Below are 25,143 nucleotides of genomic sequence, written 5' to 3' on the forward strand. Positions count from 1 at the left end.
TAGCAGAAAATAGTCGTTATTTAAGAGATTCCGTTTGTTCTGACAGTTCCGATAGAAAATGAGTCGATAGTAGGGAAAAATAATGTTACTTATATATAAGAAGAGATATTGTTTTGAAGTTGAAATAATGATAAAATTCAAATAGTTTAAAAATAGGGGGGTTCATCATGATTACATTTTTCGTTTCTATTGCTTTATTGATTGTGGGGTATTTTACATATGGAAAGTATGTTGAAAAAGTGTTTGGAGAGAAAGAACAGCGCCCTACACCAGCTTATGTAAATGCTGATGGCGTGGATTACGTACCGATGTCCACACCTCGAAACTCTTTGATTCAACTACTGAACATTGCAGGAGTAGGTCCTGTCTTTGGTCCGATTGCGGGTGCTCTATACGGGCCAGTAGCATTTATCTGGATTGTCGTTGGTTGTATTTTTGCAGGAGCGGTGCATGATTACTTAACAGGTATGATCAGCATTCGAAACCGTGGCGCACATCTACCTGAGCTTGCAAGTCGTTTCTTAGGAAAACATATGCGTCATATTGTAAACGTTTTCGCACTTTTATTATTAATTCTAGTGGGTACCGTGTTTGTTACTTCACCAGCGATGCTTTTATACAATCTTATGGATGCGCGCTTTAGTATTGTGATTATCACATTTGTAATCTTTGCGTACTACATATTAGCTACATTGTTGCCAGTGGACAAAATCATTGGTCGTTTTTATCCTTTCTTTGGTGCACTTCTTGTCATTTCAGCACTTGGCGTAGGGATTGGATTAGTAGTAACAGGAGCTCCAATTCCTGAATTAACACTTCAAAATATGCACCCTGGAAACTTACCGATCTTCCCACTGTTGTTCTTCACGATCACTTGTGGTGCACTTTCAGGTTTCCATGCGACACAATCACCAATCATTTCTCGTACAACTCAAAATGAGACACAAGGCCGTAAAATTTTCTACGGTATGATGATTGCTGAGGGGATTATTGCTATGATTTGGGCCGCAGCAGCTATGGCTCTGTTCAACGGCTACGGTGGCCTATCTGCAATGCTGGCAGCAGGTGGACCGGCAGCAGTAGTTAGTGAAGTTTCTCTTCTCATGATGGGAACAATCGGAGGAACACTTGCTATTATTGGTGTTATCATCTTACCGATTACTTCTGGTGATACAGCTTTCCGTGCAGCTCGTATGATTATTGCCGACTACTTTAAAATCGGCCAAGTACAAATTGCAAAACGATTATGGATTGCGGTTCCACTGTTTGTGATTTCATATGCTCTTACTCAAATTGATTTCAATCTATTATGGCGTTACTTCTCTTGGGCAAACCAAGTGACAGCAGTCATTGCGTTATGGGTTGGTGCAATGTACTTGTTCTTACAATTTAAGAATCACTGGATTGCTACCGTTCCTGCCATCTTTATGACGGCCATGGTATTCGTGTACATCGTTTATGAACCAACTATGGGATTAGGTCAGTCACTGACTGTCTCTTACATTGTTGGTGCGATTGCCGCCATTCTGATTACACTTGCATTCTTCTACTTCGGAAACAAGAAACGAGGAACCGAATTTATCCTCGAAGAAGACGTATCTGGCTTTAAAGGAGCCGCTTACCAAAATTAAAAAAAGTCACTCTTCTGCTTAGTCTGCAGGAGAGTGACTTTTTTCTGTTAGTTGAAAATAGTGAGAAACCGAGTTGGTCAGTTGGCCTTCCGTGTACGTTCTTTCTTCAAACGTTACTTGACCTTCATGAGTGACCAAAATAACAGTTGTCGAACGAGTCCCATAGTTAGGCATCTGAATAAATAACGGCGACAGCTTACGCTCAAGGTCAAGACCGACACCTGTATCAGGTAATTGATGGTCAGGTGCTTGCTCTGCGCGCTGCATCAACGAAAATAAGAAGTCTATATCTACTTCGTTTGCAGTTGCAACATACTCGCTTAAAACATTACGGGCATGATCCACTTTTGGCCAGGGTGTATTCAAAAATTTATTGCTGAGGGCATGTGTTCCTTCTTCTAGACGGTTCCCAGAAGTCGTCATATTGCTGTAGTAATGGATGTCTTGGAAGGTGCCGAGTAGCAGGTTAAATCCGTTGTAACACGTTTTTTGAGCGTCTAGTGTAGCCATAAACTCTTCTGACGACTTCTTTGAGGTCAAAAATTCTTTGACGATTTCACCACGAGAAATAAGGTCTTGCTGCACACTCAATGGGTCACGGTAGTTGGTAAGAGCGGCCATACGACCTGATTTGGTGATGCCTAACCACGTACCGCCTGCAAGCAGATCTTTTCCAGCAAGCAGCTCATGATGTTCTTCCCAGAAGTGAGCGGGTTGCGTCGGTCGGTCATAAAATTCATCGCGATTGGCCGCCATAATGAAGGCATAGGTTGGATGTTGCTGAAGATGAAAGGCGATCAAGCACATCCGTAGTTCCCCCTGTTCAAGATAATTTTCATTTACTATACCATGAACAGTTTCAAGAGTGGCATAAATTCGCCTGAGCCTCTAGACTTAGAGAATACGTACGAAAAGGAAGTGACAATCATGAACGAACATAAGGCAATCACCTTTCAAGGTGTCACGATGAAAAGAGGCGAGCAACAAGTGCTTCGTCAAATCACAGGACATTTTCCGAAGGGCAAAATCACGACACTTGTTGGTCCTTCAGGAGCAGGAAAATCAACACTTCTCAAACTATGTAATGGATTATTGAGCCCTGATGAAGGGGATATCATAGTGCTAGGGAAATCATTGACAGAGTGGGACCCTGTCGAACTTCGAACGCGAGCCTCTATGGCCTTGCAGAGTGCCCCCATGATTAGCGGAACAGTAGAAGAAAACCTTACCCTCCCTTATTCCTTGCAAGGAGCAGAGGTTGATGTCGATAAAATGCGCAGAGTAATTCGAGAAGTAGGATTAGACACAGATTACCTTCAACGGGACAGCCGTGATCTATCGGGAGGTCAACGACAAAAAGTATCGATTGCTCGAACGCTGTTGATGGAACCCGATATATTGTTGTTAGATGAAATCACTTCAGCTTTAGACCGCGCTTCTCGTCAGGAAGTAGAAGAGTTAATAGCCCATATCCATAAGACATTTGGGACCACGATTATCTGGATTACGCACAACTTGGAGCAAGCAGCGCGTATTGGTCACCACACATGGGTAATGATTGACGGGGAACTGGTCGAGCAAGGAGATAGTTCATTGCTAAACAATTCCAATAATGCAGCTGTTTCACAATTTGTCAGGGGGACCGACGAATGACCTATGGTACGCTAGCACTCACGTTAATTTTTGTGCTAATTCCACTCGTTTTATCTAAAACGCTTCGTTTAGATTTAGAGAAAGACACATTAGTAGCAACGATTCGCTCCATCATTCAATTGATTGCAATCGGTTATATTTTAAAATTTGTATTTGAGTCAGATAGCTGGATTTATATTTTCCTTATGGTTGCTTTAATGATCATAGCCGCCACTTTGAATGTGCGGAAAAAAGGCAAGTCGATTCCAGGAATTACATGGAAGGTCGCAGTGACTCTTGTATTCGTAGAAGTCCTTACACAAGGGATTTTAATTGGCTTCTCGATTACGCCACCAACTGCTCAATATGTGATTCCGATAAGCGGTATGGTTATCGGTAATTCAATGGTACTGGCCATTCTGTTTTTAAATCGCTTCACGGCAGAAATAGAGAGCCATGAAGACCAGATTGAACTGATTCTTTCATTGGGTGGAACGCCAAAACAAGCTATACATACGCGTTTAATGCAGGCCATTAAGACAAGTATGATTCCAACAATCGAGAGTCAAAAAACGATGGGACTCGTGCAACTGCCGGGGATGATGAGTGGGCAGATCATAGCGGGAGCTGATCCAATTCAAGCGGTACAGTTTCAATTATTGATTGTCTTCTTGATTTTGACAACGGCCGCTGTGACCAGTATTGCTCTTGGATTTTTGTCTTATCCGACGTTGTTTAATCAGCGCTACCAATTAATCCAGGAGGGACGATAACTATGAAGACCAAAAAACAAAGGGCCTTCGACCAACTGAGTGAGATTTTACATGTGCTGCGTTGTCCCATCTGCCAACTGACATTGGAAAAAACACAAGACGGCGTGACGTGTGCCAATCACCACACAGTAGATATTGCCAAACAAGGGTACCTTCATCTCGCAGGGGCAGTGGCAAAGAGCCGTTACACAAAGGAATTATTCACAGCTCGTCAGACGTTGCTTCAAGAAACTGATTTTTTCGGACCTCTTTTAGAAGAAATCGAGAACTTGTTACGGCTACAAATGGCAGATCCACATCCACTTATAGTAGATATGGGGTGCGGAGAAGGAACACATCTTGCAGGTATAGTGGAAAAGTTAGAGGGGAGTCGAGGACTTGGTATCGATCTTGCGAAGGAAGGTATTCAGTTGGCGACTAATCACACAGCAGACATCCTTTGGGTAGTGGCAGACCTTGCTAAATCTCCATTGATTGATGAGTCGGTAGATATTGTTTTGAATGTTTTATCTCCTGCTAACCATAGAGAGTTTAGACGTATACTTAAGGGCGATGGTCTAGTTGTTAAAGTCATTCCAAATGCTTCCTACCTTCAAGAGTTGCGTAGCTTTTTCTACGCCGGTACGGAGAAAGAGACCTTTGAGAACGAACAAGCACAAGAACGGTTTGCATCTGAACTTGAGTGGCTTGGAAGTTCACAAAGCAAATATAAAAAATCACTTACTGAGAAGCAGTGGCGTGACCTGATTGCCATGACCCCGCTGACTTGGAATGCGCCAGCTGAGCAAGTGGAAGCATTTCTTGCGCAGGGTGTGGGGGAAGTCACAGTAGATTTGACAGTATTGATTGGGCAGTTGAAGAGCTAAAATGGGACTGGGTCCGCTCGGGGGAGCGAACCCAGTTTTTTTGTATTGGGAGGCGAAGAGTGGTTAGTTTCCATAAAACGACTTCGTCTCATTAAAATTGGATTATGTCTAATAAAATCGGTTTTCGTCTCATGAAATTCTGACTTCGTATCATTAAATCGCTATTACGTACGATGAACAGCCGCTCACCCGTCAAACCAACCTTCCTATAATGGGACTGGGTCCGCTCGGGGGAGCGAACCCAGTTTTTTTGTATTGGGAGGCGAAGGGTGGTTAGTTTCCATAAAACGACTTCGTCTCATTAAAATTGGATTATGTCTAATAAAATCGGTTTTCGTCTCATGAAATTCCGACTTCGTATCATTAAATCGCTATTACGTACGATGAACAGCCGCTCACCCGTCAAACCAACCTTCCTATGATTGCCACTCCGTCCGCTTCAAAATCCACGAAACTAACAAAAACACAGCGCCAACGCCAATTGATGAGGCTGGAGGGAATGGAGCTGCTGGACCAAAGTAAGGTAGGAACCAGTTCACTAAGGCGATTAGAGTCATTGCGAGACCACCGATTAGACCAGCACCGACATATTCTTTCCAACGTCCTTTAGCATTCTTCCCGTCAAAGGCCGTTTTGTTCAATTGGCGGAACAACAAACGAATTAAGAGCCAGACAATAAAAATCATAAGTGCTAGTTGGATCAAAGAAGGGATCAGATAAATTCGATTATCCGGCACTTCATCAAAATAGGCGATGGTGAAAAGGATAGCTCCACGTGCAATAAAGTAGTAAGCCAACAATTGAAACGCCATGCGTCCCCAAAACTTCACCATATCGCGTTTTTCTTCCTGTGGAATTTGCTCGATGACGTCGTCTGCGTAAGCTTTCGGATTTTCACCGAAGACGTCTTTTGCAGACTTCCCGTCTTCTTGAGCTTCTAACAAATGATCTAGCATATCCATCAAGATTTCTTCCGTTTTTTGCTCGGATAACAGAAGTTTCGTTCGGATGTAAACCATGAGCTGTTCATAGTACACTTTATTTGGCACGTGCAATAGTTCACGCTTCTCATTATTTTGCTTGATGAGTTCTTGTGCAGTCATTCAGACTCCTCCTTTAATAAAACATCCAATGGGACAGAGAGCAGTTGCCATTCTCTTCGAATGACCGCAAGTGTCTCTTGACCACTTGGTGTGATCGAATAGTATTTTCGGTTTGGACCAGATTCGGATGGGCGCATTTCACTTACGACTAAGCCCTGTTTTTGAAGACGCAATAGGACGGGATAGATGGTTCCTTCCGGGACATCGGGAAGGCCGGCTTGTTGCAACTTTCGGGATAATTCGTATCCATACACCGTCTGCTTTTCAATGACGGAGAGAACACATCCATCTAGAAAGCCCTTTAGCAATTGACTTCGAACGGTCATAGCGTGCCTCCTTACTAGTTTGCAATGCAAGATAGTGGATTGAAAAAATAGCTACTTGGTAATGCAAAGTAGTTACTAGTAGTGTATGTTTTTTAAAAAAGATTGTCAACAGTTCTCTCGAGAATTATATTGACAGAGTTTCCTTCAGTGCGTTAAAGTGGTAAAAAGCTTTGATGAACGAATCAATTTCATACGCAACATCTTATCGCGAGAGGTAGAGGGACTGGCCCGTCGACACCTCAGCAACCAGCTGCATGACAGTATGGTGCTAATTCCAGCAGAGCTTGAGCTCTGACAGATAAGAGGGATAGAATCGACTAGACGCCTTCTTATTACTTTAATAAGAGGGCGTTTTTCTATACCCTCCACCCACCAAGGAGGAAGTTATATGAGCTATCAACTAGAAACGCAACTTGCACAAACAGGTAATCGGAAAGATCCGGCAACAGGGGCAGTGAGCTTACCAATTCATTTATCCACGGCTTATATCCACCCAGGAATTGGCCAATCGACAGGCTATGACTATTCCCGAACAGCCAATCCAACACGTACAGCTCTCGAAGAGGCACTTGCTCTGCTTGAAAGAGGCGACAGTGGATTCGCGTTCAGCTCTGGTATGGCAGCAGTACATGCTGTGTTGCAGCTTTTCAAATCGGGTGATGAGTTAATCGTTTCAGAAGATTTGTACGGTGGGAGCTATCGTCTTTTTCATCAACTAGAAGAACGTACAGGTTTAAACTTTAAGTATGTAGATACCACTTTACCTAATTCTGTTGAGAAGGCACTCACGACAAACTCGAAAGCTATTTTTATTGAATCTCCGACAAATCCTTTGATGAAGGAGACAGATATCGAGGCCATCGCACATATCGCTAAAAGTCACAATATCTTGTTGATTGTTGACAATACCTTTTACACGCCAATTCTCCAGCAACCGATTACGTTGGGGGCTGACATCGTCATTCATAGTGCGACAAAATATTTAGGCGGACACAATGATGTCCTAGCGGGAGCCGTCATCACAAAAGGACAAGCACTCGCGGAACAACTTACTACGATTCAAAATTCCATTGGAGCCGTGCCAAGCCCATTAGATTGTTGGCTGTTAGTCCGCAGTTTGAAGACGCTAGGATTACGTGTCGAACGCCAGCAGAGTAATGCACAAGCTCTAGCCGCTTTTCTTCAAGCACATCCAGCCATCGATTCCGTGTTGTATCCAGGGCAAGGCGGGATGTTGTCATTCCGTTTACAACGAGAGGAATGGGTACCTTTGTTTTTAGAACGTTTAGAACTAATCGCATTTGCTGAAAGTTTAGGAGGAGTGGAGAGTTTTATCACCTATCCAACTACGCAAACTCATGCGGATATTCCTGTTGCTGAACGGGAACGAGTGGGGATTTGTGCGCGACTGTTGCGTTTCTCGGTGGGTATTGAGCACGTTCAAGATCTGCAAAATGAGCTGCAATCCATATTGGATGGTTTGGTAGGTGAGGATTCATGAAAGCGCCTTTTCTAGAGCAACTTCGAAATAAAGTACTGATAGCAGACGGCGCAATGGGTACTCTTCTTTATTCGTACGGGGTGGATCATTGTAATGAAGAATTGAATCTCTCGCATCCGGAAGATGTGTTGCGCGTTCACGAACAGTATATCGCCGCTGGAGCTGATGTCATTCAGACAAATACCTATGGGGCCAACTACGTAAAGCTAGCGCGCTATGGTTTACAGGAGCAAGTGAAGGCAATCAATACGGCCGCTGTGCGACTTGCAAAGCAGGCGGCGGGTGATGATGTGTATGTCCTCGGAACAATTGGTGGGTTGCGGGGCATTAAACAGGATATCTCCCTTGATGAGATTAAGCGCAGCTTTCGAGAACAGCTCTACATTTTCTTGATGGAAGGTGTAGATGCCATTCTTTTAGAGACGTACTATGACTTTGAAGAGCTTCAGGCAGTCGTCAAAATTGCCAAAAACGAGTGTGAGCTACCTGTCATTGCAGAAGTTTCTATGCACGAAGTCGGTGTTCTTCAAAACGGGTATTCACTTCAACAAGCTTTTGAAGAATTAGAGCTACTAGGTGCCGATGTCGTCGGTGTCAATTGCCGCATGGGACCTTTTCATATGTTGAATGCACTGAAACAGGTGCCGATTCCGAAAAAAGCATTGCTCTCGGTCTATCCAAATGCAAGTCTCCCCCAGGTAGAGGAAGGGCGCTATTCTTATGCAGAAGAGTTTCAGTATTTCGCAGAAATCGCAGTAGAGCTAAAGCAGCAAGGAGTCCATTTGTTAGGCGGCTGTTGTGGGACGACACCCAGACATATCCAAGCAATTGTTGAAAGGCTGCAAGACCGTACACCAGTGACAGTCAAAGAGCTAGTAGTTAAACGAGCAGAGCGAGTGATCGAACAAACGACAACAGAATCTCCATTACTTCAAAAAGTTCGTCAGGAGACGACTGTACTGGTCGAGCTGGACCCACCTAAGCATCTCAACACAGACCGCTTTTATCAAGGAATCGAAGCGCTCCACAAGGCAGGGGCAGATGCCTTAACATTGGCCGATAACCCTTTAGCTTCTCCGCGAGTAGGCAATGATGCAGTAGCTGCCATTATCAAAACTCGTTACGGAGCCAATCCGCTCGTCCATTTAACCTGCCGAGACCGGAATTTGATTGGATTGCAGTCGCATTTGATGGGGCTCCATGAATTGGGTGTACAAGACTTGCTCGCTATCACAGGTGACCCTGCTAAGATAGGGGATTTTCCGGGGGCAGCATCTGTCTATGATTTATCGAGTTTAGAACTAATCGAACTGATCAAACAGAACAACCGTGGCTTATCGTTCTCGGGGAAATCACTTGAGAGACCGACACGTTTTTCTGTTGGAGCGGCTTTTAATCCAAACTATCGCCACATGGAGGCATCTATCAAACGACTTGAAAAAAAGGTGGCAGCAGGAGCCGATTACTTTATCACACAGCCTGTGTTTGGAATCGAGCAACTTCACGCACTTGCAGCAGCAGCTAAACGTGTGGATAAACCATTTTTCGTAGGGATCATGCCACTTCTAAGCTCGCGAAATGCTGAATTTTTGCATCATGAAGTTCCGGGTATTCGAGTGCCAGATGATACTCGGGAAAGAATGCGCCAAGCAGGGGAAGATCCACAAAAGGCTCTTAAAGTGGGGATGGAGATTACGAAAGAACTTCTTGCAGAAGCTCTACAGTTGTTCAACGGTATTTACCTGATCACCCCATTCTTACGCTACGAACTTTCTATTGAATTGATGGACTACATCACGTCACGCAAGCAGGAGGAATCATATGACCAGCTCCACATTTGAACAGCAATTGCAGAAAAAAATTCTAGTCCTAGACGGGGCAATGGGGACCATGATTCAACAAGCAGATCTCTCAGCCGAGGACTTTGGAGGAGAGCAGTTTGAAGGGTGTAACGAATACTTGGTCCGCACTCGTCCCGATGTCGTCGAGTCTATCCATGCCGCCTATTTTGAAGCGGGAGCCGATATTGTAGAAACCAATACATTTGGTGCTACACCTGTTGTGCTAGATGAATACGAGCTCGGCCATCTTGCCTATGCCCTCAATAAAGAAGCGGCTGAAATTGCCAAGCGTGTGGCGTCTCAGTTCTCGACCGAGCAACACCCTCGTTACGTGGCAGGTGCGATGGGTCCGACGACCAAGACACTTTCGGTAACAGGTGGGATTAAGTTTGAAGAGCTTGCACAAGACTATCAAATTCAAGCGGAAGGTTTACTAGACGGCGAAGTAGACGTCTTGCTCGTTGAGACAAGTCAAGATGCTCTCAATGTGAAGGCGGCCAATTTAGGTATTCAACGGGCTTTTGAGAGTAGGAAACGGGAAGTGCCGATTCTTGTGTCAGGCACGATTGAGCCTATGGGGACAACCCTTGCCGGGCAATCGATTGAAGCATTTTACATTTCGCTCGAGCACATGAAGCCGCTCGTTGTGGGTTTAAACTGTGCGACAGGTCCAGAGTTTATGCGCGACCATCTTCGCTCACTATCTTCACTAGCGTCCAGTTATGTGAGCTGTTACCCGAATGCCGGTCTTCCTGATGAAGAAGGGAACTACAATGAAACGCCTGAATCTCTGGCGGCGAAGATGGAGGGCTTCTTAGAAAAAGGCTGGTTGAATGTAATCGGTGGTTGCTGTGGAACGACACCTGACCATATCCGCGCATTAGCGCAAGTAGCCAAGGCTCACTCTCCGCGTATTGCCTCAGAGCATACAGAGCATAAAGTGTCGGGGATTGAACCTTTTGTCTATGATGATCCGTCCACTCGTCCTATTTTAGTGGGAGAGCGTACGAATGTAATCGGTTCTCGAAAGTTTAAGCGGCTGATTCAAGAAGATAAACTAGAAGAAGCTTCTGAAGTTGCTCGAGCACAGGTGAAGAATGGTGCTCAAATCATTGATATTTGTCTTGCAGATCCGGACCGAGAAGAAGTCGAAGACATGGACCGTTTTATTCAAGAGGTCGTGAAAAAAGTAAAAGTGCCATTGATGATTGACTCCACAGATGAAAAGGTACTTGAAGTGGCGCTACGCTACTCGCAAGGGAAAGTCATCATCAATTCTATCAATTTAGAAGATGGAGAAGAGCGTTTTGAAGCGATTGCCCCTCTCATTCGTCAATTTGGAGCAGCAGTTGTTGTAGGGACAATTGATGAACAAGGCATGGGTGTTTCTGTAGAACGCAAAGTAGAGATTGCTGAAAGATCTTATCAGTTACTAACAGAGAAGTATGGTTTGGCACCTTCAGATATTATTTTTGATGCATTGGTGTTTCCTGTAGGTACTGGAGACGAACAGTACATCGGCTCTGCTAAAGCGACAGTGGAAGGAATTCGCACCATCAAAGAACGTTTCCCGCATTGTCCTCAGATTCTTGGGGTCAGCAATGTGTCCTTCGGTTTGCCTCCAGTGGGAAGAGAAGTACTAAATGCCGTGTTCTTGTACCACTGTGTCCAGGCGGGGCTTGATTATGCCATCGTAAACACGGAAAAACTAGAGCGGTTTGCGTCCATTCCACAAGACGAAGTGCAATTGGCTGAAGAATTGCTATTTACTACTACAGATGAAACGCTTGCAAGATTTACAGAGTTTTACCGAGGTATGAAAAAAGAAGAGAAGGTTATCGCTCTTCCGGAAACTGTGGAAGAACGTTTGGCTTATTATATTGTGGAAGGTACAAAAGAAGGACTGCTACCCGACTTAGATACGGCACTCTCAACTTATGAATCGCCGCTAGATATTATCAATGGACCGCTAATGGCAGGTATGTCAGAGGTGGGACGACTGTTCAATGACAATCAACTGATTGTCGCAGAAGTCTTGCAAAGTGCAGAAGTGATGAAAGCGTCTGTAGCGCATTTAGAACCACATATGGAACAATCCGATGTCTCATCCACCAAAGGCAAAGTCATCTTAGCGACTGTAAAAGGTGACGTCCATGATATTGGAAAAAACTTAGTCGATATTATTTTGAGTAACAACGGATATGACGTGACAGATCTTGGCATCAAAGTGACACCACAAGAACTGATAGAACAAGTGCGTACGCACAAGCCGGATATCATTGGGTTGTCGGGGCTGCTTGTGAAATCCGCGCAACAGATGGTCGTTACGGCTCAAGATTTAAAAGCCGCAGGAATTGATACTCCGGTAGTTGTAGGGGGAGCCGCGTTAACACGCAAATTCACCGCAAATAAAATTGCGAAAGAATATGATGGTTTAGTTCTCTACGCCAAAGATGCAATGGATGGTCTTCAGCTTTTCAATGACCTCCAAAATCCAAATAACCGTTTGGAGATTGAGCAAACTTATCAAGAAGATCAACAAAGACGTGCGGTTGCGCCAGAACAAGAGATTCCTAGAAAGCCTCACGAGATTGGTGTGTCCAAAGTAAGCAAAGATGTTCAGGTCTATACACCGACTGATTTAGACGTTCATATTTTGCGAGACTTCTCGCTTCGTCAAGTCTATCCGTACATCAATCAGCAAATGTTGTTAGGGCATCATTTAGGGATGAAGGGGAAGATTTCTCGGTTGCTGGAGGAGAAGGATGAACGCACACTCAAGCTGAAAGAGATGACGGACCAACTGTTTGATCAAGCGGTGACGAAAGGAATTTTGCAAGCCTCTGCTATTTATCAATTTTTCCCGGCACAATCAGATGGTGATGATGTGATTATTTATGATCCAAAAGATCAAACGAAAGTAATTGAACGTTTTCATTTTCCGAGACAGCAAAAAACGGACTTCTTATGTTTGGCAGATTACTTAAAGCCGGTAGGTGAAGAAATGGACTACGTTGGATTCTTTACAGTGACTGCAGGAAAAGGGATTCGAACGTGGGCGCAACAACTAAAAGAACAAGGAAAGTTCTTAGAAAGCCATGCCTTACAATCACTTGCTTTGGAGACGGCGGAAGGTCTTGCTGAGCGCATGCATGAAATGATGCGTACTCGTTGGGGATTCCCAGACCCAGTAGAGCTGACAGTACAAGACCTATTTAGAACGAAGTATCAAGGTCAGCGTTTTTCTTTTGGCTACCCAGCATGTCCAGATTTAGAAGATCAAAAGAAACTATGGAAACTACTAAATCCAGAACGCATAGGAGTGGAGCTGACAGAAGGGTGTATGATGGAGCCAGAAGCTTCTGTATCAGCTATGGTATTCGCGCATCCAGAGGCACGATATTTCAATGTTTATTAATAAACACGCACCTTTTTTAGGTGCGTGGCTCTATTTTTCGATTAAAATTAATATAGCGAGTTCCTTGATAAGTTAGTAAGCCCTGATCACCTTCTGCTAACTGTCCAAATTCGTGACCACGAAGGGGAAGTTCGATTCGGTCTCCACTTTGTACTTCAAAAGTTACATAATACCAAGTATTGGCTGCACTATCACCTGTACCACCACGTGTTTCAGTACGTTTAGTTTTTACGTTAACGGGTATTGTTAACTCAGGTGAACTGTTGTTTTTTGACCACGTTTTAATGGAACCCCCAATTCCAATAATAAATACTGAAATAATTACTACAAACACCACTACTAGAAACACCGTTCCAAACGTATCCATAAAACCAAATGTTGGGTCAGAATATCCCATGACTTCTCCTCCTTTTCCTAGTTTACGCATGAAGAGGTGGGGAAGTTTCATCTGGGTATAAGGACACATTGCTTGACCCTTACAAAGAATTAAGGTAGGGTAGGGAATTGTGTGAAACTATATGAAAGAAGGGGAGAATGTGAAGAAAGTTACGAATGTATTTTGGATTACGCTTGCGCTCGTTATTGTAACGGTCCTATTTGGAGCGATTGTGCCTCAAGGATTTGAAACTGTAACATCAAATATGCAAGCCTTTATTACCTCCACATTTGGTTGGTATTACTTAATTCTTGTGGCCTTGATGGTCATCTTTACGCTATTTTTAATTTTTAGCCCTTATGGGAAAATTCGATTAGGAAAAGATACAGATCGCCCTGCTTATTCGCGTCCTACTTGGTTTGCGATGCTATTTTCAGCAGGAATGGGCATTGGTCTCGTATTCTGGGGAGCGGCAGAACCGTTATCTCACTATGCTGTATCATCTCCAACAGGAGAGACAGGGACTGCTCAAGCGTTTCGTGATTCCATGCGTTATACGTTTTTCCACTGGGGATTACATGCCTGGGCCATTTATGCGGTAGTCGCACTCGCGCTCGCTTATTTCCAGTTCCGCAAAGGCGAACCTGGATTAATTTCAGCAACACTTAAGCCAATCTTTGGAGACAAAATGTCTGGACCATGGGGTGTTGTCGTCGATGTATTTGCCGTATTTGCTACGGTAATTGGTGTTGCAACGACTCTTGGCTTCGGTGCTGTTCAAATTAGTGGTGGAATCAGTTATCTATTTGGGATTGAAGCTTCTTACGGTCTACAAGTAGTAATTATTGCTGTTGTAACTGTATTGTTCTTAGCGTCAGCTTGGACTGGCCTTAGTAAAGGAATTAAATACTTATCGAACACAAATATGGTGCTTGCTATAGCACTACTAATTGGTGTTGTCGTATTAGGGCCAACGTTATTGATTTTCAACATGTTTACGGATAGCTTAGGTGCTTATCTACAAAATATTATTCGTATGAGTTTCCGTGCAGCTCCTCTTGATGGCGAAAGTCGAGATTGGATCAATGGCTGGACAATCTTCTATTGGGCATGGTGGATCTCTTGGGCACCGTTCGTCGGTATTTTCATTGCTCGTGTGTCAAAAGGCCGTACTATCCGTGAATTCTTAACGGGTGTACTATTACTACCATCTTTAGTAAGTTTCTTCTGGTTCTCAGCGTTTGGTTCAACTGCTATCGATATTCAGGATGCAGGATCTATAGATTTATCAGGACTTGCGACCGAAGAAGTATTGTTTGCGGCGTTCAGTCAATTACCGCTATCGACAATATTATCTGTCATTGCCGTCATCTTAATTAGCACATTCTTCATTACTAGTGCTGATTCGGCAACATTTGTACTTGGAATGCAAACAACAGGTGGCTCACTCAACCCAGATAATTCTGTGAAAATCGTTTGGGGTATCTCACAATCGATGATCGCCGTTATCTTGTTGGCAGCAAATGGTCTGACAGCGTTACAAAACGCACTGATCATCGCCGCGTTGCCATTCTCTTTTATCATGATATTGATGATGGCCTCAACCCTCAAAGCATTACGACTGGAACGTAAACGACTATAATTTAGATGTGGAGAACGCTTGCCCAGAAATCGCGTGAAAACCAGGCGCACCGAATGAGGCGTTGTTTGCCTCGGTCGGGGTGAATGGTTTTTGCGTGAATTTCTAGCGTTCGGAACTTGATTGCGTTTAGATGTGGAGCCGACTGTTTAGAAATTTTCCAGGGATTTCTAGAAGGCGCAACTCGATTGCGTTTAGATGTGGAGCCGACTGTTTAGAAATCACATGAATTCAAATCAATAAAAAGACTCTTTCGCATGTTTGGTGCGAAAGAGTCTTTTTGTTTTCTAAAATGTGATCCGGTGTGTAGTATCCGGTGAATGGTGGACAGCCACAAAACCATTCTGACGATAGAAAGCATCTGCTTTCGCAGAATCCGTTCGACATGTTACACTTTTAAACGATTCTTTTGCCTTATCTAGACAAGCATCTAAAAGGAGTGTGCCGACTCCATTTCGTCGCTCTTCTTCTGTAACGTAAAAACGGCGCAGTCGGCCTGTTGATGGATCATCAGCATAGGCGTTTTGCAGGATGCCTCCAAGGCCGACAAGCTCATCGTCTTTCCATACACCGAATAGCGCTTCTCCTGGCTTTTGAAAGAGTTCTGAGCCATCTTTGTATTGCTTCACCAAACGCGTCAAAAAGCGATAGCCTTCTTTTTCACTTTCTTCTACCAAGTGTTGAACCGACACCGTGTTTAAATCCGGAATTTGTTTGATTTCGTATGCCATGATGAAACCTCCCCTTTTCTTCTCTATTCGACAGATAGCTCAATTATTCCTCTCTACTCATAGCCTAGTTCTAAGAATTACAAAACTGAGACTATTTTACTTTCAATTTGGAAGCAATAAGGTGATTAATGTTTGATTATTCTGAAAACTGATGGTAGAATATTACTAACCAATTAAGAGTGTGGAGGTGAATAAGTTGAACCATTATTTAGCCAGACAACCAATCGTCGATCGACAAGGCCATGTTGTCGCTTATGAACTATTGTATAGGAACAGTGAGGCAAACGTCTACACGGCTCAAGACCCAAATGATGCTACTCGTCAGGTATTAGATACGGCTTACCATGTGATGGGCCTTGATACCGTTAGTCAGCAACTTCCCGTGTTTGTAAATTTCACCCGTGATTTGATTGTGCACCATCACCATTGGAATATCGCCCCTGGAAATTTAATCATCGAAGTATTGGAATCAATTGAATTCGATGAAGAAATCTTGAAAGCATTAAAACAATTAAAACGTGCCGGTTACCAAATTGCGCTGGATGATTTTAATTGCAATGCTTCCATTCACGGCATTCCTGAAATTATTCGAATCGCCGACTTCATTAAAATTGATTTCCAAGCCCCTCTTAATCGCCAACAATGCACAGAAAACTTGGCTCGACGGTCTGGTAAAAAGTTAATAGCTGAAAAAATTGAAACACTCGACGAATACAAAAGGTCGTTAGAGACAGGTTATACGTATTTTCAAGGCTATTTTTTTGGGAAGCCTGAGTTGCTTGTAAAAAAATCGACGCCTCTCTTTATTGACGGTCAAATTGTTGTTCATGTTCCCCATATCTGAATTTCTTCGCCTCGCAGTTAATGTGGGGGCGTTTTTTTCTGTATGAAGGGTATACTGAATACATCTTGCTGCAAAGGGGACTTGTTGATGAACAAAGCAGAAATCTTGGCGCATTTTCGCGCATCGATGAAGTGGATTGAAGGAATGAAAGAGTGGGAAGAGGCTAACTGGCGCTCTCCGATTGCTGAGGGGAAGTGGACGGTAGCAGAAGTTATTGGTCATTTGGCGCCGTGGGATAAGTTTTTCTTAAATGAACGCTTACATCCTATATTGGCCGGTGGCGAATTACAGCCGTATCCGGGCTCTGATGAATTAAATGCTCAATCGGCTACCTTGGCTAGAGAACAGTCGCGAAATGACACGGTTCATGAATTTTTAGTGACGCGGAACAAACTAGTAGAAGAATTATCAGCAGTTCCAGAAGCCAAATGGCAACAACCCTTTACAATAGGTTCCAATACGACGAATCTGGAAAACTACTTTACTGGATTGGTTGAACATGATGAACATCACTTTGAACAAATTCGTCAAGCGCTTGATTTAAAGGGTCGCTGGACATAAAAAAAGAGTAGGCGGATGCCTACTCTTTTAATGATTCAATAAATGCGTGAGCCACAACTTCAGTTGATTGAGGGTTTTGTCCTGTGATCAATAAACCATCACGTACGACTTTTTCACTCCAGTTTTCAGCAGCTTCATGATGAGCTCCTAATTCTTCGAGCTTAGAAGCAAGTAAGAAAGGCATATCATCTTGTAGACCGGTATCATTTTCTTCTGCATCTGTAAAGGCACTTACTTTTTTACCTTTTACAAGTGGGTCACCATTTGATAAAGTGACACCTACTAAGCCTGCAGGACCATGACATACTGCTGCTACTGGTTTATCAGCTTCATAAATTGAACGAATCAGTTCTTGTAGCTTTTTATTATCTGGAAGGTCAAACATTGTGCCGTGACCACCAGGAAGGAAAATCCCATCAAAATCTTGTGGGTTTTGGTGATCAATATGCTCTGTATTTTGAATATGTTTTTTAGTGGCTAACATTTCTTCTGATACTTCGCCTTCGAGACTTGCAGGGTCAATTGGAATTTCGCCGCCTTTTGGGCTAGCTACTGTCACATCAAAGCCTTCTTTTTGAAAGGCTAGAAAGGCTTCCCCGAATTCAGACAACCAGACGCCTGTCTTTTTACCATTTGGTAATTCCGAATGATTGGTCAGCACCATTAAAATACGTTTTGACATACTTACAGTCTCCTCTCGAAATGAACTTACCTCTATTACATACCCGATTTTACGTTATTCAATCAGACCCATAGACAAATAACGCTCTCCAGTATCTGGTGCAATGCAAAGAACTTTTTTGTTTGGACCTAAACGTTTTGCAATTTCAATTGCGGCATAAACTGCAGCACCAGCAGAAGGACCGACAAAGATGCCTTCTTCACGAGCTAGACGGCGAAATAGGTCGATTGCCTGATCATCTTCAATTTGAAAAATCTCATCATAAATGGACGTATTTAAAATGGATGGAATGAATCCCGGACTTGTGCCCACAAGTTTATGACGACCTGGTTTTCCGCCTGAAAGAACAGGAGACCCTTTGGGTTCAACCACACCAATATACAGCTCTGGAAGGTGCTCTTTCAATGTTTCACCTGTACCTGTGATGGTGCCTCCCGTACCAGCTGTCGCCACAAAAGCGTCAAGCTTGCCGTCCATTTGCTCTAAAATTTCCAGTGCAGTCGTCCCGCGATGGGCGTCGGCATTTGCCGTGTTTTCAAACTGCTGAGGGATAAAGGCGTTCGGGATAGTTTGTTTTAATTCAAGAGCTTTACTAATTGCCCCAGGCATTTTTTCATCCTGCGGTGTCAAGACAACTTCTGCACCGAAAGCTTTTAATAAATTGATGCGCTCTTGCGTACTATTATCAGGTAACACTAGAATAGCTTTGTAGCCACGCGCAGCAGCTACCATGGCAAGGCCAATCCCTGTGTTGCCGCTTGTAGGTTCAATGATAGTGTCACCTGGCTTGATTATGCCTTGCTCTTCTGCTACTTTGATCATGTTGTTCGCTGCACGGTCTTTCACACTTTTAGAAGGATTGTACATTTCCAATTTCACATACACATCAGCAGCACCTTCTGGTACAACCCGATTTAATTTAACGACAGGGGTGTCGCCGATGAGATCTGTAATGCTCTGATAGATAGTCATTCCATTCCCTACTTTCTACAAATTCATATTTATTAAGTATACCAAGTCAGGTATTTAAATTCCAATTCAAAGTATTTTGATAGGAATTAAAAATGTGATTCCAGTTGCTTCCTGATTGTTTTTGCGAAATACTAGTACTAGATGATTGGCTAAAGGAGTGAACGTAATGAATGGAGCAGGTTTGATTTTAGAAGGTGGCGGCATGCGAGGTGTCTTTACTGGTGGTGTTTTAGAGGCTTTTATGGAAAATGACTACTATTTTCCGTATGTCATTGGTGTTTCAGCCGGAGCCTGTCATGGGTCTTCGTACGCCGCGAGACAACGAGACCGAAACCGAAAAGTCTCCATCGATTATGTGACACACCCAGATTACATTTCTTTAAAAAACCTAGTGACTAAACGGGAGCTTTTTGGCATGGACCTCTTGTTTAATAAGTTGCCCAACGAACTTGTTCCATTCGATTACGAAACCTTCGCTGCATCTCCTGAACGGTTTGTAATAGGGACAACCGATTGCTATAGCGGAAAACCGGTTTATTTTGAAAAAGGAGCACCAAAAGATGAGATGTTGCAAGTCGTCCGTGCTTCCAGCTCATTGCCGTTTATGGCGGCGCCTGTAGACTATCAAGGTATGAAGTTGATGGACGGAGGAATCGCGGACCCTATTCCATTGAAAAAAGCACTTGACGATGGAGTGACACGTCCTGTTATTATTTTGACTAGACCTAAAGGTTACAGAAAAGCACCCTCTCGTTTTAACGGCGTCAGTAAGTTTATGTATAAACAATATCCCGGTTTAGTGGAGCAGATGGAAACACGTTGGCAACATTATAATGAGACGCTAGACTTGATTGAAACGTTAGAAGCTGAAGGAGAGGCATTTGTGATTCGACCACAAGAGTCTTTTAAAATTAGTAGGGCCGAACGCAATCCAGCACGCTTGTCAGCCCTTTATGAGTTCGGGATTGAAACAGGTCGTCATCAGTTCGAAGAGATGATGGAGTGGTTGGGAGAACCGTATTCCATCCTATCAAAAGCTTGAAGGGAAAACCCTTCAGGCTTATTTTGAGCGTAGTGGTTTAAGAGCGCCACCCCAAGATAGTACTTGATCGAGCATGTCGCTGATATTCTTATCATGAAGGTCTCTTGGTTTGAAAGTTTCTCCTTTTTCAAAGTCCAGAAATAATGACAGAACAGGGTGCACTCGAACATCTGCTATCATTAGCTCTGCCAACACTTGACGAACATGTTCAGCTGCACGTGTACCACCTGCGGAACCATAGCTCACAATGCCAGCCGCCTTGTTGTGCCAGGGTTCACGTGCACTATCGAAAGCATTTTTTAAAGCGCCAGTCATGCTATGATTGTATTCTGCAACAACAAATACAAAGGCATCAAGTGAATCAAGTTTATCATTCCAACGCTTTACGCCTTCGGATTCTTCTGTGCCAAAAAAGGGAAGGTCGTAGTCTTTGATATCCACAAGTTCATAATCAGCATCTTCCCGTTGTTTTGCCTTTTCTACAAGCCATTCGCCTACTTGAGGACTGATTCTTCCGTCCCTCGTACTCCCCAAAATGATGCCTACTTTTAATTTTTCCGTCATTTTATCCACTCCTTATTTGTAATACGTATCTTCTACCGTACCGTCTAGTTTATACACTTTTAGAATGCCCTCTTTTTCATTTACATATTCTTTAGCTTCGTCGAGCAGGGCATCTTTTGTAGCGGCCGTCTTAATTGCTCGTTCACCGTTTTCTTTCATCAGCACCCAGTTGTTGTTATGCGACTTGACGAGATATCCTGGCCGTGACGAATTGTCGCTACCACTCACATAATCTCGGGCTTTTGATGTGGCAATCGAGATGGCCCGTCCTTCTTCCATGCCTTCATCCAACATAGCATTTGCCATTTCAATAGCTTTGTTTCGAACAGCAACGTCTAAATTTTTCATAGAATCGGGATAGTCCTTTTTTGTCCATGGCATTTCAAATCGCCTCCTTGAATTCTTATTTCCCTGCTCCGTTTGATTTAAACGAAACGTTTTTCGATTTGATTCGTATAAAAATTACTAGCGAATAGGAGGGGTCTATTATGATTGACCTAGAGCAATACACGACTCTTTTCAAAAAGCTTGAAAATGCAATTAGTTGGACGAATGACCGTCGCATTACAAATGCGGTGGCGTCATTTTATTATTTAAATAGTCACCCCTTTGATGGAAAGCGTCTATTGGATATGTCTGATAGATTAAAAAAAGAAGGATGGACTAGCTATTTGAATCAGACCATCCACTACATAATGGCAGCTCGTCTTGCTGTTCGACAAGGAACACCCGATGAGTTATTGGAAGAGTTATTAAAAACCTATCAACTATTGTTGTCGCATGGTTTTAAAAAAAGTATGTACACTTATTTAGCGGCCCTCTACGTAATGGATTATCCAGAGACAGATCTTAAACAGGCTTATGATCTTTTCGTAGCAATCAAATCCCACCATCCGTTTTTAACAGGAGCAGAGGACATTCCGTATAGCGTGCTGCTCTCCAGTCAGGAAAAGGATCCAGTTGAGCAAGCAGTGATAATGAACAAGTATTATCAAAATTTAAAAACTGTGAAACTGTGGCAGGGAAATGAATTACAGTGGCTCTCACAAGTTCTAACATCCGATTCAATTGTGTATAACGAATCCTATATCCCATACATTGCGCACATACGTAATCAATTGAAAGAACAAAAAATTCGGGTCTCTCTTCAGCATTATGTTTTGCTTGGTATGCTAGCTATAGACGAATTAGATTTGGAAGCATTTAAACAAATCGTCTATACATATTGGGAACTCACTAAATCAAAGCTATTTAAATGGTATAAAGAGGACGCATTGACACTCGCCATTTTGAATCATCTATCAACTAAACAGGATGCTTCACTCCATCAAGCGGTTTCAGCAAATCATCTTATTCAAATGCAACAATTAGCCATGCTATCAAGTGTAAATTCCACTATTCAGCTAGTCCAGTCTTCAAATTCTTAAACTCGGTAGTCGTTTAAACAAATCACTAAGGGGAATACTCTACTAACTACTAGTTGGAGGGATGCAAGATGTTTGAGAAAGACAAAGAACACGAAAATAGCGGAAAGATTCCAATGCCCAGCGATGAAAAATCATTAACTGAAGAAGAAAAAATTGATAGTGATCCATTTTTCTATCGTGAAGACCCAGCAGATACTGACGGTGAGAATGAGCTTTACAACCATAAAAATGCAGAGGAAGATGACATTCGCTCAAAGTGAGACTGGGAATTTCCTCCTCTTTCTGCTATACTAAAAACAACTAAACATAGACTCTTTTCTTATCAAGAGAGACGGAGGGAATTGGCCCTACGAAGTCTCAGCAACCTGCCTAAACGGTAAGGTGCTCCATCCAACAGGTACTGCCTGAACGATGAGGAGAAATTGTGCGAATCGCAACTCTTCTCTCTCGTAGGGAAGAGTTTTTTGTTTGGCACAATTTTCTGGAGAGGATGTTAGCAATGGGAAAAGAACAGTTACACCAACAACTTGAAGACCTAAAACAGCGTGAAGTGAAGAGTTATGCTGGTGCTATGCAACGTCATCAGCAAGTGAAAGCGTTGGAAGCAAAACTTCTTTATTTAGAGCTCGGTGAGGAGATTTCTCGCGAACGAGTGGATAAAGCCGTCGAAGAAATAACAGCTCTTGAGCAGGAGATTGCTCGTTTATCACGAAGTATAGAAGTAAAGAAACAGGATTTGCATTGCTATTTATTTGGTCCGTCTGTTAATCGACTTTTTTAGGAGGAACAGCTATGAAAATCATCATCAGTTCAGATGCTTGGAAAACAACACTCTCTTCGAAAGAAGCTACCCGTGCAATTGCAAAAGGATTGCAGTCAGTTGATCCGACACTCGAAATCGTCGAATTTCCCATCGCAGATGGTGGAGAAGGGACGCTCGATGCCTTGATGAGCGCTACAAAAGGAACTTATAAACACGCGACTGTGCATGATCCTTTAGGTCGTCGGGTCGAAGCAAAATATGGGGTCACGGGACTGTCTCGTCACACATGTGTTATCGAGATGGCTCAAGCATCTGGATTTTCTTATGTGAAGAAACACGAACAGAACCCACGCTTAGCATCGACGTTTGGCACGGGAGAACTGATTCGCGCAGCTCTCGACGAAGGCCACCGAAATTTTATATTGGCAATAGGCAGTAGTGCAACAAATGATGGCGGTGCGGGTATGTTGCGTGCACTTGGACTTAAATTCTTAGACGAGACTGGCCATGAAATGTCAGGAGATCTTCTTCAACTACAAAAGTTGGATCGTTTAGATAATGGTGAGTTTGATAAACGACTGCAAGACTGCACGTTTGCTGTTATTAGTGATGTACAAATCCCTTACCTAGGACCAGAGGGCGCCACCCGCCTTTATGGGGAGACAAAAGGAGTACGCTTAGAGGAAACTGCAGATGTCGAAGCGGCACTTAATCGGTTGGCGGACGTTATTGAAAGTCATACAGGAGTAAGGCTCCATAATCGGGCCGGTGCAGGTTCGGGTGGCGGTCTTGGAGGAGCGGTACAGGCGTTCTTCCCGACGAAATGGTACCACGGCATCGACTTTGTCTTGAAACGATCAGGATGGGAAAATGCACTTTCGGGTGTTACTCATGTGATTACCGGTGAAGGTCGTCTCGATCAACATACATTCCTTGAAGGAAAAGGGCCACATGGTGTTGCAAAATTTGCGGGAGATAAGGGGCTCCCTGTTACCTTATTTGCGGGAAGCGCGGATTTGAATCAATCTTTAGAAGAGACTAAAATATTTGATGAAGTCATTGTTCTTTCAAAGACTGAAGTAGAACTAGACCAAGCACTGAGTCATCCTGAAATAGCGTTGCAACAGGCGGCTGCTCGTTGGTATTCAGCTAAGCTTGGGCAATAAGATAAGGCCTAGTGGGTACGTCCACTAGGCTATTTTTTTGGCTAGTTTTTGAAAGAGTATTTTCAGAGAGAAATGGTGTGAAAATTGTTTCCAATAATCGACTAGGGGCATAAACAAAAATTCAACAGGGCATTTCCATTTCCGGATGAAACCGTGAGACTATCAAGTCTTTGAAGAGACCGTCCAACCACAAGCCAGCCAAAACTTCACAGCATCCTCAAATGCTAGCGGATTAAGCCTGGTCATCCGCTCAATTTGTTGGACGCGATAACTGAGCGTGTGGCGGTGGATACCAAGGGATTCCGCAGCTTGTTGAATCGATAAATTATGAGCAAGAAGGGCCTGAATCGTTTCTAATGCTTTGTTATCAAGCTCCCTAAGAGTGTTTGCACTAAAACTTGCTCTATCTTCTCTAGGCACTTGATCAAGGAGATACGGTACTTCAAACTCTGAAAAATGGGCAAGTCGATTCTTTTGATGCTGTTGTGTAACTAGAGCTGCTTTTAGACTCATGGCAAGCTCAGAAGGGGCGGCCACCAATTTTCCGACAGCCACTTTTGCCGTCTTGACACTTCGTAAAAAGCGTTCCAACTTTTCCAAAAGCCCTTGTTCAGAAAGTCCACTTGTAATCAGAAGCAGTTCTTCGTTTACGCCTATGCCCACCAACTTATCGGGCCACTCTAAAAAATCTTCCACTTTTCTGCGAAGTGTATTCGTCTGTCCAGAAGTATCTTGGAATACACTACAGCATAGTGATCCCGCAAATGAAATCCCTGATAAACTAGCTCTCTCTAAAGTACTTATCGATAATTCCCCACCTATAAATAACTCCGTTACAGCATCATCTTTCCACTTACGTTGCCACTCCGATTCTGCCGTTACAATCGATTGGTAGAGTAGAAGTTCACAAGTCAACTGTACAAGTGGCGCTACTTCTTGCAGGTGCGCAGGATCTCCCGTAATGCCTATGACCGCAACTACTTTGTTGTTCTGGCGAAGAGGGAGATTGATTCCTGCCTTACTACCAGGCCACTGCTCGACTTGATCATTTGTAATCGTTAGCGTTGAACCCGTGCGTCCTACGTAGGCAGCACCTTCGTGTAACTGTTGAAGGCGGACTGCTTCTCCCGATGCCACAATTAAACCGCTCGGGTCCATCACATTAATATTATGTTGAAGTCGAATCATGGTTTGCTCGACCATTTGATTGGCCAGTTCACGTGTTAACATCGACAATCCTCCCAAAAATAGAATGAAAATAAACCAGTAATTTGTACATTAAGTA

Annotated in this window: 25 protein-coding genes and 2 riboswitches; of the genes, 15 read left to right on the forward strand and 10 right to left on the reverse strand. The window is 43.4% G+C overall.

What is annotated here, in order from left to right; translation table 11 throughout:
* Positions 1-167: 167 nt before the first annotated feature.
* Positions 168-1,631, forward strand: coding sequence for a carbon starvation CstA family protein (locus tag MKY84_RS03515; protein WP_342527781.1), 1,464 nt, complete (start codon positions 168-170; stop codon positions 1,629-1,631).
* Between the two features lie 18 nt (positions 1,632-1,649).
* Here MKY84_RS03515 and MKY84_RS03520 read toward each other — a convergent pair whose 3' ends face one another.
* Entirely contained in the window at positions 1,650-2,438 is a 789-nt protein-coding gene (locus tag MKY84_RS03520) for an NRDE family protein (RefSeq protein ID WP_342527783.1), read from the reverse strand.
* 120 nt (positions 2,439-2,558) lie between these two features.
* Between MKY84_RS03520 and MKY84_RS03525 the strand changes: the two genes are divergently transcribed.
* From MKY84_RS03525 to MKY84_RS03535, 3 genes are read left to right on the forward strand one after another with little or no spacing between them, the layout of a single operon-like run.
* Positions 2,559-3,284, forward strand: coding sequence for a phosphate ABC transporter ATP-binding protein (locus MKY84_RS03525; RefSeq protein ID WP_342527784.1), 726 nt, complete (start codon positions 2,559-2,561; stop codon positions 3,282-3,284).
* A complete protein-coding gene (fetB, locus tag MKY84_RS03530; protein ID WP_342527786.1) occupies positions 3,281-4,036 on the forward strand; it encodes an iron export ABC transporter permease subunit FetB in 756 nt (251 codons plus the stop codon). Before MKY84_RS03525 ends, fetB begins: the two co-directional genes overlap by 4 nt.
* A 2-nt stretch (positions 4,037-4,038) precedes the next feature.
* Complete coding sequence (locus MKY84_RS03535) at positions 4,039-4,902, forward strand: putative RNA methyltransferase (RefSeq protein WP_342527788.1); 864 nt, start codon at positions 4,039-4,041, stop codon at positions 4,900-4,902.
* 416 nt (positions 4,903-5,318) lie between these two features.
* Here the strand turns inward: MKY84_RS03535 and MKY84_RS03540 are convergent, their stop codons facing one another.
* On the reverse strand, positions 5,319-6,005 hold the full coding sequence (locus MKY84_RS03540; protein ID WP_342527789.1) for a DUF1129 family protein: 687 nt from the start codon (positions 6,003-6,005) through the stop codon (positions 5,319-5,321).
* A complete protein-coding gene (locus tag MKY84_RS03545; protein WP_342527790.1) occupies positions 6,002-6,331 on the reverse strand; it encodes a PadR family transcriptional regulator in 330 nt (109 codons plus the stop codon). The genes MKY84_RS03540 and MKY84_RS03545 overlap by 4 nt, the downstream gene beginning before the upstream one ends.
* Before the next feature lie 199 nt (positions 6,332-6,530).
* Positions 6,531-6,636, forward strand: a riboswitch (SAM riboswitch).
* 83 nt (positions 6,637-6,719) lie between these two features.
* Between MKY84_RS03545 and MKY84_RS03550 the strand changes: the two genes are divergently transcribed.
* From MKY84_RS03550 to metH, 3 genes are read left to right on the forward strand one after another with little or no spacing between them, the layout of a single operon-like run.
* The gene (locus MKY84_RS03550) at positions 6,720-7,832 is read left to right on the forward strand and encodes an aminotransferase class I/II-fold pyridoxal phosphate-dependent enzyme (RefSeq protein WP_342527792.1); all 1,113 of its coding nucleotides are present in this window, start codon (positions 6,720-6,722) and stop codon (positions 7,830-7,832) included.
* Entirely contained in the window at positions 7,829-9,673 is a 1,845-nt protein-coding gene (locus MKY84_RS03555; RefSeq protein WP_342527794.1) for a bifunctional homocysteine S-methyltransferase/methylenetetrahydrofolate reductase, read from the forward strand. Before MKY84_RS03550 ends, MKY84_RS03555 begins: the two co-directional genes overlap by 4 nt.
* Positions 9,654-13,091 (forward strand): methionine synthase, encoded by a 3,438-nt coding sequence (gene metH / locus MKY84_RS03560; protein ID WP_342527795.1) that lies wholly within the window; start codon positions 9,654-9,656, stop codon positions 13,089-13,091. The genes MKY84_RS03555 and metH overlap by 20 nt, the downstream gene beginning before the upstream one ends.
* Before the next feature lie 16 nt (positions 13,092-13,107).
* Here the strand turns inward: metH and MKY84_RS03565 are convergent, their stop codons facing one another.
* A complete protein-coding gene (locus MKY84_RS03565; protein WP_342527797.1) occupies positions 13,108-13,488 on the reverse strand; it encodes a DUF2500 domain-containing protein in 381 nt (126 codons plus the stop codon).
* Positions 13,489-13,627: 139 nt separating this feature from the next.
* Between MKY84_RS03565 and MKY84_RS03570 the strand changes: the two genes are divergently transcribed.
* On the forward strand, positions 13,628-15,109 hold the full coding sequence (locus MKY84_RS03570; RefSeq protein ID WP_342527798.1) for a BCCT family transporter: 1,482 nt from the start codon (positions 13,628-13,630) through the stop codon (positions 15,107-15,109).
* 284 nt (positions 15,110-15,393) lie between these two features.
* On the opposite strand, the gene MKY84_RS03575 is transcribed toward MKY84_RS03570, so the two are convergent.
* Positions 15,394-15,837 carry a GNAT family N-acetyltransferase gene (locus MKY84_RS03575; RefSeq protein WP_342527800.1) on the reverse strand — a complete coding sequence of 148 codons (444 nt, stop codon included), beginning with the start codon at positions 15,835-15,837 and terminating at the stop codon, positions 15,394-15,396.
* A 196-nt stretch (positions 15,838-16,033) separates the two neighbouring features.
* On the opposite strand from MKY84_RS03575, the gene MKY84_RS03580 reads away from it, so the two are divergent.
* Both MKY84_RS03580 and MKY84_RS03585 read left to right on the forward strand, forming a co-directional pair.
* Entirely contained in the window at positions 16,034-16,681 is a 648-nt protein-coding gene (locus MKY84_RS03580; protein WP_342527801.1) for an EAL domain-containing protein, read from the forward strand.
* A gap of 87 nt (positions 16,682-16,768) precedes the next feature.
* Entirely contained in the window at positions 16,769-17,242 is a 474-nt protein-coding gene (locus MKY84_RS03585; protein WP_342527804.1) for a DinB family protein, read from the forward strand.
* Positions 17,243-17,261: 19 nt separating this feature from the next.
* Here the strand turns inward: MKY84_RS03585 and MKY84_RS03590 are convergent, their stop codons facing one another.
* Positions 17,262-17,924, reverse strand: coding sequence for a type 1 glutamine amidotransferase domain-containing protein (locus tag MKY84_RS03590; RefSeq protein ID WP_342527806.1), 663 nt, complete (start codon positions 17,922-17,924; stop codon positions 17,262-17,264).
* 54 nt (positions 17,925-17,978) lie between these two features.
* Complete coding sequence (gene cysK, locus MKY84_RS03595; RefSeq protein ID WP_342527807.1) at positions 17,979-18,896, reverse strand: cysteine synthase A; 918 nt, start codon at positions 18,894-18,896, stop codon at positions 17,979-17,981.
* Between the two features lie 166 nt (positions 18,897-19,062).
* On the opposite strand from cysK, the gene MKY84_RS03600 reads away from it, so the two are divergent.
* Complete coding sequence (locus MKY84_RS03600) at positions 19,063-19,938, forward strand: patatin family protein (RefSeq protein ID WP_342527808.1); 876 nt, start codon at positions 19,063-19,065, stop codon at positions 19,936-19,938.
* An 18-nt stretch (positions 19,939-19,956) separates the two neighbouring features.
* Here the strand turns inward: MKY84_RS03600 and MKY84_RS03605 are convergent, their stop codons facing one another.
* Complete coding sequence (locus MKY84_RS03605) at positions 19,957-20,502, reverse strand: NAD(P)H-dependent oxidoreductase (protein WP_342527809.1); 546 nt, start codon at positions 20,500-20,502, stop codon at positions 19,957-19,959.
* Between the two features lie 12 nt (positions 20,503-20,514).
* On the reverse strand, positions 20,515-20,883 hold the full coding sequence (locus tag MKY84_RS03610; RefSeq protein ID WP_342527811.1) for a DUF2188 domain-containing protein: 369 nt from the start codon (positions 20,881-20,883) through the stop codon (positions 20,515-20,517).
* Between the two features lie 107 nt (positions 20,884-20,990).
* Here MKY84_RS03610 and MKY84_RS03615 point away from each other — a divergent pair, with 107 nt between their 5' ends.
* The 4 genes from MKY84_RS03615 (at position 20,991) to MKY84_RS03630 (ending at position 23,858) form a co-directional block, all read left to right on the forward strand.
* Positions 20,991-21,929, forward strand: coding sequence for a DUF4003 family protein (locus MKY84_RS03615; RefSeq protein WP_342527813.1), 939 nt, complete (start codon positions 20,991-20,993; stop codon positions 21,927-21,929).
* 68 nt (positions 21,930-21,997) lie between these two features.
* Positions 21,998-22,189 carry a hypothetical protein gene (locus MKY84_RS03620; RefSeq protein ID WP_342527814.1) on the forward strand — a complete coding sequence of 64 codons (192 nt, stop codon included), beginning with the start codon at positions 21,998-22,000 and terminating at the stop codon, positions 22,187-22,189.
* A gap of 56 nt (positions 22,190-22,245) precedes the next feature.
* A riboswitch (SAM riboswitch) is annotated at positions 22,246-22,347 on the forward strand.
* Between the two features lie 72 nt (positions 22,348-22,419).
* Positions 22,420-22,710, forward strand: a complete 291-nt coding sequence (locus MKY84_RS03625) for a hypothetical protein (RefSeq protein ID WP_342527815.1) — start codon at positions 22,420-22,422, stop codon at positions 22,708-22,710.
* Positions 22,711-22,721: 11 nt separating this feature from the next.
* Positions 22,722-23,858 (forward strand): glycerate kinase, encoded by a 1,137-nt coding sequence (locus MKY84_RS03630; protein WP_342527816.1) that lies wholly within the window; start codon positions 22,722-22,724, stop codon positions 23,856-23,858.
* Positions 23,859-24,020: 162 nt separating this feature from the next.
* On the opposite strand, the gene MKY84_RS03635 is transcribed toward MKY84_RS03630, so the two are convergent.
* Positions 24,021-25,088: a sugar diacid recognition domain-containing protein gene (locus MKY84_RS03635; protein WP_342527817.1), complete on the reverse strand. Its 1,068-nt coding sequence runs from the start codon at positions 25,086-25,088 to the stop codon at positions 24,021-24,023.
* Positions 25,089-25,143: the final 55 nt, after the last annotated feature.

This window comes from Chryseomicrobium sp. FSL W7-1435, from assembly GCF_038595005.1.
Taxonomy (GTDB): Bacteria; Bacillota; Bacilli; order Bacillales_A; family Planococcaceae; genus Chryseomicrobium.